This window comes from Sphaerotilus sp., from assembly GCF_013299175.1.
Lineage (GTDB): Bacteria > Pseudomonadota > Gammaproteobacteria > Burkholderiales > Burkholderiaceae_C > Sphaerotilus.
The window spans coordinates 1-3,457 of record NZ_JAAFKF010000193.1; the positions used below are offsets into that span (position 1 = coordinate 1).

The following is a 3,457-nucleotide window of genomic DNA, read 5'->3' on the forward strand; positions in this document are numbered from 1 at the left end:
CGCTGGGCCGCTCGGTCAACTTCGACTCGAAGCGGTGCGAGGGCTACCGCAACTTCTGCAACAAGCTGTGGAACGCGACCCGCTTCGTGCTGATGAACACCGAGGGCCAGGACTGCGGCCTGCGGGAGCACACCAAGGCGGACTGCGCGGAAGGCGGCAAGGCCCACGGCTACCTGCGCTTCAGCCAGGCCGATCGCTGGATCGTCGGAGAGTTGCAGAAAGTCGAAAAGGTTGTTGAATTTGGCTTTGCAGACTATCGCCTTGATAACGTTGCCAACGCGATCTACCAGTTCGTCTGGGACGAATACTGCGACTGGTACCTCGAAATCGCCAAGGTACAGCTACAGGTCGCCAAGGACGCAGGGGACGACGCGGCGGCCCGCGGCACGCGCCGTACTCTGATTCGAGTGCTAGAGACCGTTTTGCGCTTACTGCATCCTGTGACGCCTTTCATCACGGCTGAACTGTGGGATGTTGTGGCTGTGATTGCTGGGCGCAAAGCTGCTGGCTCTTCTGACACTGTTGCGACTGCAACTTATCCGCAATGGGATGAGGAGAAGATCGATCCACATGCGGAAGCATGGGTTAACGGGTTGAAGGATCTGGTTGGCAAGGTTCGGGCGCTGCGCAGCGAGATGGGCCTGTCGCCGGCCGAGCGGGTGCCGCTGTTGACCTTCGGCGACGCGTACTTTATCGGCTCGGCCGCGCCGTTGATTCGCGCGCTCGCCAAGCTCGGCGAGGTGCAGGTGATCGCTGACGAGGCGGTGTTCGCCGCCGCGACGGAGATGGCGCCGGTGGCGGTGCAGGGCGCGGCGCGGCTGGCGCTGAAGGTCGAGATCGACGTGGCCGCCGAGCGCGAGCGCCTGGGCAAGGAGATCGCGCGCCTGACCGGCGAGATCGCCAAGGCGACGGCCAAGCTGTCCAACGAGAGCTTCGTGGCCCGCGCCCCGGCGGCGGTGGTCGCGCAGGAGCGGGCGCGGATCGCCCTGTTCAGCGAGACGCTGGCGAAGCTGCAGACGCAGCACTCGCGGCTGGGTTGACCCGTTCGCGCAGCAGCGGCGCGTGTAGGCCGGCGTGCCGTGCGCCGTCCCGCACGGTGTCCGGAGCACGGCGCAGCACGTCGTGGATCTGCCGCGCCACGCCCCATGCGCTGCGCAGGCGGGCCTCGCGGGTGTAGGACGCCAGACGGGGGGTTGTCTGCAGGCCGACTGCGCCGTGCAGTGGCTGACCCGGCGTCAGCGTGCCCGGTGCCACGCTGTCCAGCCAGGCGCCCGCCAGGCGCCCGCTGTTGAGCAGATCGGCCAGCACCGCCTCGTCGAACAGCTCGATCGGCGACACGCTCACCAGCACCTGCCCCGGCTTGCACCACGGCAGCACGCGGTCGCCCAGCAGCCCGACGTAGCGGCTGTAGACCGGCAGGTGCAGGCACACCGCGTCCGACTGCTCGAACAGCTCGCGCAGGCCCACCGGCTGCACGCCCCAGTGCTGCCACAGCTCGCCGCTGGCGTGCAGCGCGGGGTCGTAGCCACGCACCTGCGTGCCCAGTGCCTGCAGCACCGTGGCAAGTCGGCGTGCGCCCGGCCCCATGCCGACCAGCCCGACGGTGCAGTGCGCCAGCTCGCGGCCGACGATGCGGTGGGGTGCCAGCAGGTTCGGGCGCAGCAGGCTCAGCAGGGCGCCCAGCATGAACTCGGCTTCGGCGGGCGCGGTCGCCTCCGGGCTGCGCAGCACGGCCACCCCGGCACGGGCGCAGGCGTCCAGGTCCATCGACTCTTGCCCGCCGACGATGCGCCCGATGGCCCGCAGCGACGGCGCCCGCGCCAGCATCCGGTTGTTGACCGGTACCTGCGCCGGCAGCATCACGGCCCGAGCCTGTGCCAGCGCCTCGGCCAGGCGCTTGCGGTCGTCGGCCAGACGCGGGGCGTAGTGGACCTCATGGCGTGTCTGCAGCCAATGCAGCACCTCGGCTTCTAGCGGTTCAGCAACAAGCAGATCCATGGTGTCGTGGCGATTCGCGGACGATTCGTGAGAGATGAACAGGCTCCGATGTTAATCACGGGGGTGGTGTCTTAGGCCCCCCTGATCACGCGCCGAATCGTCACGATCCCGTGCCAGAATTGAAGCAGAAGAGGCTGTTTAGGCGTCTTTTAGTGGTTTCTTCAACTCCATTCCAGTCACATTTCACGCTTCACGATTCACCTCTCCCAGGGACTCTCTGCACATGTCGATCAAGAAAGCCATCTTCCCCGTCGCCGGTCTCGGCACCCGTTTCCTGCCCGCCACCAAGGCGCAGCCCAAGGAAATGATGCCGGTGGTGGACAAGCCGCTCATCCAGTACGCCGTCGAGGAAGCCTATGCCGCGGGCGTGCGCGAGATGATCTTCGTGACCGGGCGCCACAAGCGGCCGATCGAAGACCACTTCGACATGACCTTCGAGCTGGAAGTCGCGCTCGAAAACGCCAACAAGACCGAGCTGCTCAACGTCGTGCGCAGCGTCAAGCCCAAGGACATGGAGTGCATCTACGTTCGCCAGGCGCAGGCGCTGGGTCTCGGCCACGCGGTGCTGTGCGGCCAGCGGCTGATCGGCAACGAGCCGTTCGCCGTGCTGCTGGCCGATGACCTGATGATGGGCGAACCGCCGGTGCTGGCGCAGATGGTCGAGCAGTACAAGGAATGGCGCGCCTCGATCCTGGCCGTGCAGGAAGTGCCGGCCGAGCACACCAAGCGTTATGGCATCGTCGCCGGCACGCTGGTCAACGACCGTGTGATGGACGTGAGCAAGATCGTCGAGAAGCCGTCGCCGGAAGAGGCCCCGTCGCGCTGGGGTGTCGCCGGCCGCTACATCCTGACGCCGGGCGTGTTCCACGAGATCGCCGCGCAGCCGCGGGGCGTGGGTGGCGAGATCCAGTTGACGGACGGCATCGCCGCGCTGCTGCGCCGGGAAAAGGTCTTCGCCTACCGCTACGAAGGCCGCCGCTACGACTGCGGCAGCAAGGAAGGCTTCCTGGAAGCCAACGTCGAGCTGGCCCTGAAGCACCCGGAACTCGGCGACTCGTTCCGCCAGTACCTCAAGAACCTGCAGTTCTGAGCTTCACCCGGCTGTGCTGGCCTCAGCGCCGGCGCAGCAGGTGGACGAACTCGTTGCCGGGCAGCGTCTCCTGCCCGAGCAGCACATGGCCGGTCTGGCGCGCGAACGCTTGAAAGTCGCGCAGTGAACCCGGATCGGTCGCCAGCACCCTGAGCACCTGCCCGCTGGCCAGATCGGCCAGCGCCTTCTTGGCTTTCAGGATGGGCAAAGGGCAGTTCAGCCCGCGGGTGTCGATGTCCTTGTCGGCGGTGGTCTGGGTGTCCATCAGGGTTCCTTGGCGAGCCTGATTCTATTGACATCCTCCCCGCCCTAGAGGACGGGGATTCCTCCTGCGAGACGCGCATGTCCGCGCGCGGCGATGTTCCTGGC

General features: G+C 66.8%; 4 protein-coding genes. 2 read left to right on the plus strand and 2 right to left on the minus strand.

Annotated features, from left to right (window positions below):
* Nucleotides 1–1,040: class I tRNA ligase family protein (locus tag QZW52_RS19025; RefSeq protein ID WP_294001690.1), on the plus strand; the 1,040-nt coding region annotated here is incomplete at its 5' end.
* Here QZW52_RS19025 and QZW52_RS19030 read toward each other — a convergent pair.
* The gene (locus tag QZW52_RS19030) at nucleotides 991–1,998 is read right to left on the minus strand and encodes an NAD(P)-dependent oxidoreductase (protein WP_294001691.1); all 1,008 of its coding nucleotides are present in this window, start codon (nucleotides 1,996–1,998) and stop codon (nucleotides 991–993) included. The two genes, QZW52_RS19025 and QZW52_RS19030, sit on opposite strands and share 50 nt — an antisense overlap.
* Before the next feature lie 223 nt (nucleotides 1,999–2,221).
* Here QZW52_RS19030 and galU point away from each other — a divergent pair, with 223 nt between their 5' ends.
* Complete coding sequence (gene galU / locus QZW52_RS19035; RefSeq protein ID WP_294001692.1) at nucleotides 2,222–3,088, plus strand: UTP--glucose-1-phosphate uridylyltransferase GalU; 867 nt, start codon at nucleotides 2,222–2,224, stop codon at nucleotides 3,086–3,088.
* A gap of 22 nt (nucleotides 3,089–3,110) precedes the next feature.
* On the opposite strand, the gene QZW52_RS19040 is transcribed toward galU, so the two are convergent.
* Entirely contained in the window at nucleotides 3,111–3,353 is a 243-nt protein-coding gene (locus tag QZW52_RS19040) for a sulfurtransferase TusA family protein (RefSeq protein WP_294001694.1), read from the minus strand.
* Between the last annotated feature and the right edge of the window lie 104 nt (nucleotides 3,354–3,457).